Below are 5247 nucleotides of genomic sequence, written 5' to 3'. Positions count from 1 at the left end.
GCCGACGGAGCTGATTGATCAGGCTGAGGAAGAAGAAGCCATTCGTTTGGCACCGGCACCAGAGCTTAAAGAGTGGGTCGTGAATAACTGGCTTACTCTCGGTGGTGAACTACATAACCCCGATCATGATCATATTGCTGAACTACTCCATGACAATGAAGAGTTCCTTGCATTCGCATGGGCTTCATCTGCCGCCGTAGCGAAAAAACGTATGGTGCTGGGGCAATGTGAAAAGGTCATGTTTAACCAGGGTGGCTGGAAGAAAGCACGCCAGGAACAGCAAATGCGGGACTGGTTTGGCTTTGTACCTCAATATCTCATTACCGTAGATGCTACTTATTGCGAACAAGCCTCAGATCGTGAGTTCTGCCGATTGATTGAACATGAGTTGTATCACATCGGTGTAGAGCGTGATGAAGATGGCGAAATCATTTATAGCGATATGACCGGACTACCTAAGCATTACCTGGCTGGCCATGACGTTGAAGTGTTCTTTGGTGAAACTAAACGATGGGGTGCAGACGAGTCTGTCAAAACGACTTCTAGAAATTGCCAAGAATGCGCCGTTTGTATCAGAGGCAAGTATGGCGGCGTGTTGTGGGAACTGTGTGATTGGTTAGAGCTGAAAGGCTCATTCTTTTTGCCTATCTTGTACGACGTAGAACGACAAAGAGGTGTTTATGGCAGCATTAAAAGAGCCTGTAAAAATGTTTATAGTTCAGTCTCTTGCTTGCTTTGAAACCCCTCAACAAGTAGCAGACGCGGTAGAAGAAATATATAAGATCAAGATTGATCGAAAACAATGTCACAGTTATGACCCGACAAAATATGCAGGTCGTAATCTCAGTAAAAAGTTAAAGGATTTATTTGAGCAAACTCGCAAAGAGTTTCGTGAAAATATTGATGATATTGCGATTGCTAACAAGGCGTTTCGTTTACGTGAGCTTCAGAAGATGTATGAGGATTCTGGAAAAAATAAACGGGCAAAACAAAATCTGCTGAAACAGGCATTCCAAGAAACAGATGGCCGTGTGACAAAGCAGGAAATCACTGGTCCAGACGGCGGACCTATTCAGCAAGAAACCAAATCAACGCATCAATTCACACCAGATGAGCTTAACGGACTATCCGCGCAAGAGCTTTCGCGTTTAGCAATCAATGGCAAGTTATGACTTATGCAATCGAAGATATAGCGCCACTGATTAAAGAGTGGACAATCAATACACGTCTGCCTGAAATCATTGAAGAAATGAAACGGCGTTATTACTACCGGATGCTGATAGAGCAGAATGAACTAAGTCGAGAGGCTGAAATCTACAGATGTAAGAATGATGCGGCTCATTGGTTTAATCACTGGGTATGGACTTACGATCCACGGGGCATGCCTTTTGGGCTGCCCGCGAATATTCCTTTTGTTTTGCGTCCTGGTCAGGTTGAACTCGTTGATTGGCTGATTGAACGTGAAAGTACCCAGACCCATGGCTTGATTGAGAAAAGTCGTGATGAAGGGATGAGCTATGTAGTCCTGGGCTTTTATTTGCACCGGTGGTTATTCGTTGAAGGCTTTGCTGGTGGCGTCGGTAGCCGTAAAGAAGATCTGGTTGATAAGAAAGGCGATCCAAAAACGTTGCTGCACAAATTCAGGGATATGTTTTCCAAGTTGCCGGACTGGATGAAGCCTAAAGGCTTTGTTGAGAAAGTGCATGACAACTACATGCGAATCATTAACCCGGACAACGGCGCAACCGTCACTGGTGAAGCTGGTGACAACATTGGCCGTGGTGGTCGTACCACAATGTACTTTCTGGATGAATGGGCATTTGTAGAGAGACAAGAAGCTGTAGACGCCGCAATCTCTCAAAACACCAACGTACACATCAAGGGATCCACTCCAAACGGTATTGGGGACAAGTTTCACCAAGATCGTTTTAGTGGTCGTTACGCCGTTTTTACGATGGCATGGCGTGATAACCCAGATAAGAACTGGCAGGTTGAATTTAATGGCAAACTAATCTACCCCTGGTATGAAAAACAATTGGCCACATTAGATGACATCGTTCTAGCTCAAGAAGTTGATATTGACTACGCCGCGTCGGTAGAAGGTGTGTTGATTCCATCTGCATGGGTACAGGCTGCAGTCGATGCTCATCTTGAATTGGATATTCAGCCGTCAGGCGAACGTATGGGTGCTCTTGATGTGGCAGATGAGGGTAAGGATAAGAACTCCTTTGCTGCACGTCATGGCATCGTACTGCAGTATTTGGATACCTGGTCTGGTGTTGGTGATGACATCTTTGGCACGACTCAGAAAGCAATTGATGCTTGCCTTGATTTGCGTTTGAACTCGTTTTACTACGATGCTGACGGCCTGGGTGCTGGTGTACGTGGTGATGCCCGAGTCATTAATGAGCAAAACAGATCCAAAGGTATTCCGGAGATTGAAGCAAATCCATTCCGTGGCTCAGGCGCGGTACACAACCCTGAGCAGGAAATGGTGGAGGCGCGTAAAAACGTAGACTTCTTTGCCAATCTTAAAGCTCAGATGTGGTGGTCATTGCGTATCAGATTTCAGAATACTTATCGAGCCTTACAAGGTATGCAATATGACCCAGACAATCTTATTTCGCTTTCTACCAAAGATATAAACAAGCAGGAGCTTGAACAGCTCAAGCGAGAGTTATCACAACCCACTTATACGAAGAATGGTGCAGGCAAAATCCTAGTCAATAAGCAACCGGACGGGGCATTGTCTCCAAACCGAGCAGACGGCGTCATGATTTGCTTTAGTGATATCCGTGAGCGAAAACGGAAAAAACCTGCAGGTGCAGGTACTCGAACCTATTGATAAGGAAAAAACATGGCAAAGTCTAAAAAGGACAAAGCGTCAAAGAAGGCTTTGTCTTACGGCAATTTATACACTCAAGAAGCAGTCACTCAGTTTCTGGTGAACTTTGGCAAGCAACCAGATACTGATGAAGTGCTGCGCAAAGCTGGAATTACACGCCACAGATTGCGTGTACTGCTTGATGATGACGAGATTGCACAAGTAGTTGAAACACGGATTGATGCACTTTTAGCAACGCCATTGCGAATTGAACCAAATGATACGGATGAAGCGGAAAAGCTGAATCTCATCCTGAAAGAATGGTTCCATGAAATTGCGACTGCTGCCATGAGTGCACTGTTCTTCGGGTACTCGGTTCAGGAAGCTGTATATGAGCTAAAGTCGGAAGGTTATATTGGTTTGCAATGGATTGGTGAAAAACCGATGCAATGGTTTGAGCCTAAGAATGATGGTCGGCTAATCTATCGTCAGGATGGAAACAATGCAGAGCATGAGGTAGATCAAGCATTCAAATTCTTCTTAACACGCCGTAAAGCCACATACGAACAGCCATATGGTAAAGCGCTATTAGCCACGCTGTATTGGTTATTCTTCTTTAAGCAGAATGGCTTCAAATTCTGGGCGAAATTCCTCGAACGTTTTGGAACACCAATCTTACTGGGTAAGTGCAAAGATACTGAAACTGATGATATGAGCAAAGCCTTGTTAACTGCTCATGCTCAAAGCGTATTGTCGATTGATGCAGATGATGATGTTCAGATTCTTTCCGCACCAGGAACAAACGGTTCAGCAGGGGCAGCGTTTGAGGCATTTAATAATCAGCTGATTCGTCAGATCCAGAAAGTTGTACTAGGGCAGACACTTACCAGCGGGACTGATGGGAAGGGAAGCTACAGTCTTGGTCAAGTGCATGAAAATGTACGAATGGATAAGCTTAAATCTGATATTAGGCTTGTCACACCGACTTTACAGGCTGTGGTCAATGCTCTATGCGCTTTAAACGGTTGGGGTGATTATGAAGTAATGCTTGGTGAAAAGCCAAAACCGCTGAATAAGGATCAGGCTGAGCGTGATGTTCATTTAAAGAATGCTGGGGCCAACCTTTCTAAAGATTATTTTATTCGTGAGTACGGACTGCAGGATGGGGATCTGGTTGAGCAAACACAAACTGCCTTCAATCAATTCTCTGCAGTACCGCGCCAGGCATTCAACTTTAAGGCATCAGCAAACAAGCTTTCACCTGAACAACAGGAAGTTGAAGAACTGACTGATGGCCAGGATGAATTGCAGCTACTGAAACCGGATCAGGTCAAGGAATTAGTATTCAAGTCTGATAGTCCTGAAAGTCTGGCTTATAACCTGATGCAATTAATACCTGGTGCAACTCAGACACAGTTCACAGCTAATCTGGATCAGGCTTTATATGCTGCAGATGTGTTGGGATATGTGATGGCTCAAAACGGGAAGTAAGCTATGCAACCAATCACATTTCTTGAGGCGCTTCGGTTTGCTCACAATAAAAAGATCGTGCTGCCTGATGAATTTTACTCAATGGATCTAAAGACTCGGCAGATGGCAACCACGGTTAGCTTTCTATCGAGCCTTGAGCAGGTTGAAACAGTCATTAAGGCCGTGAATAAATCGATTGCCGACGGCGGTACCTTCAAGGACTTCCAGAAGCTGATTGAAGAATCTGAAATCATTCTGCCAAAGCACTATCTGGATAATGTATTTCGTACCAATATCCAAAACGCTTACGGTCATGGCCGATGGCAACAACAGCAACGGAACAAGGCTAAACGCTCTTATCTGATGTATTCGGCTATCAATGATAGTCGAGTGCGTCCCAGTCACTTAGCTTTGAATCGGATTGTGTTGCCAATTGATCATCCGTTTTGGCTCACACATTATCCTCCCGTCGGATATCGCTGCCGGTGCAGTTGTATAGCTTTAACCGAGAAGCAGGCATTGAAATATGGCATTACACCTGATGACAAGCTGCCTGAGGTAGCAGAGGCTTTAGACTGGAGTTCTCATCCATTGCAGTTTGGTGAGCTTGAGTCTTTGGTTGATAAAAAAATCAGTGCATCGAGTTTAGATAAGGAATATCTCCTCGAGCAGAAGGAAGTCATCAGGGCAGAATGGACGGCGAGTAAAAAGCTCACCAGTCTGTTTGCTCCGATGAATGATAAGACTCGGGACTTATTCGATACGGTGGCCAATACAGTAATGCCACTTGATCCAAGCATTCGGCCAAGTGCGATTCGTACCTTTTTGGACTATGTGCAAGGAAATGATGCCGCACTGTCTGGTTATTTAAACTCTGCTACAAGCTCACTGGCTGATGATGTGCTTAAGCGCTGGCTGAGTACTGATATGGCAGCTATTCAGGCTGTAGCAAG

Annotated in this window: 4 protein-coding genes and 1 pseudogene; all 5 read left to right on the top strand. The window is 45.0% G+C overall.

Going from position 1 to position 5247, the window contains the following annotated elements:
* A pseudogene (locus GGG_RS20065) lies at window positions 1–620 on the top strand (putative metallopeptidase); the annotation flags it as partial.
* Window positions 621–680: 60 nt separating this feature from the next.
* Window positions 681–1172 (top strand): DUF2280 domain-containing protein, encoded by a 492-nt coding sequence (locus GGG_RS0118145; RefSeq protein ID WP_010117574.1) that lies wholly within the window; start codon window positions 681–683, stop codon window positions 1170–1172.
* Window positions 1169–2845 carry a terminase gene (locus GGG_RS0118140; protein WP_010117571.1) on the top strand — a complete coding sequence of 559 codons (1677 nt, stop codon included), beginning with the start codon at window positions 1169–1171 and terminating at the stop codon, window positions 2843–2845. The genes GGG_RS0118145 and GGG_RS0118140 overlap by 4 nt, the downstream gene beginning before the upstream one ends.
* A 12-nt stretch (window positions 2846–2857) precedes the next feature.
* On the top strand, window positions 2858–4315 hold the full coding sequence (locus tag GGG_RS0118135; protein ID WP_010117570.1) for a DUF935 family protein: 1458 nt from the start codon (window positions 2858–2860) through the stop codon (window positions 4313–4315).
* Between the two features lie 3 nt (window positions 4316–4318).
* Window positions 4319–5247: phage minor head protein (locus GGG_RS0118130; RefSeq protein ID WP_010117569.1), on the top strand; the 929-nt coding region annotated here is incomplete at its 3' end.

The sequence above is a fragment of the Acinetobacter sp. P8-3-8 genome (assembly GCF_000214135.1).
In the GTDB taxonomy this organism is placed as follows: domain Bacteria; phylum Pseudomonadota; class Gammaproteobacteria; order Pseudomonadales; family Moraxellaceae; genus Acinetobacter.
Note: the sequence above shows the minus strand (reverse complement) of the source record. Positions and strands in the feature narration are given on the sequence as shown.

What these genes read in the sequence shown, in the direction of transcription:
- GGG_RS0118135 (WP_010117570.1), top strand. Translation starts at nt 2,858, where the DNA reads ATGGCAAAGTCTAAAAAGGACAAAGCGTCAAAGAAGGCTTTGTCTTAC.
- GGG_RS0118140 (WP_010117571.1), top strand. Translation starts at nt 1,169, where the DNA reads ATGACTTATGCAATCGAAGATATAGCGCCACTGATTAAAGAGTGGACA.
- GGG_RS0118145 (WP_010117574.1), top strand. Translation starts at nt 681, where the DNA reads ATGGCAGCATTAAAAGAGCCTGTAAAAATGTTTATAGTTCAGTCTCTT.